General features: G+C 42.6%; 1 protein-coding gene. It reads right to left on the reverse strand.

From position 1 onward, the window contains the following. A partial coding sequence (locus ACE1ET_RS20605; RefSeq protein WP_375730315.1) for a hypothetical protein occupies positions 1 to 665 on the reverse strand: 665 nt, incomplete at both ends.

A 665-nucleotide genomic window follows, 5' to 3' on the forward strand; every position in this document is an offset into this window, starting at 1 on the left:
TTAATGATATATAATCCTGAGCCGTCAATACTAATGTTTTCTTTGCCTGAAGATGGTACAACCTGCTTAACAACTTTTCCTGATAAGTTGTAAACAGTTATCATACCTGGTTCACCGGCAAATTCTACTGTGAATGTGCCTGAAGTTATACTTGGATATACAGTTACAGTAGCTTCACTCTGTACTTTGTTTACTCCTACTGAACTTTGTACAAGTTCGGTTGGTACTTCAAGTCCTGCCAACATGTAAACTGCATTCCGCCATAATGTCAAACCTTCACTTGTCAGGTTGTTACCCCAGTTATGAATAATTGAGCCATAGTTCTGACAAATCAGTACGGCATCGGCCTTAGTCGTTTCTGAACCAATAGTAGAACCTGCAGGTATGTAGTTTACGCCAACGGTTACATTGCCTTCGGCACCTTCCTGATAACCTAACAGGGTATTGTCACCTGAGATAACCTGATCTGTTCCATACTGTAACGACTTGGTTCCAGCACCGCCATCATCTGTTGCGGTTTCTCCTACTATCATGATCTTGTCATCTGTAAAGGTCATTCCTGTAAACAGAGCATGTGACTGATTTGCCGGATCAACTACCAGATACGGAGAATCTGCTACTTCTGCTACGCCTCCTGTGGCTCCTCCACTGAAAGCTTTACCATC

Origin of the sequence: Quyinboa mangrovi, from assembly GCF_042219825.1 — a bacterium.
Taxonomy (GTDB): Bacteria; Bacteroidota; Bacteroidia; order Bacteroidales; family UBA5342; genus JBHJHP01.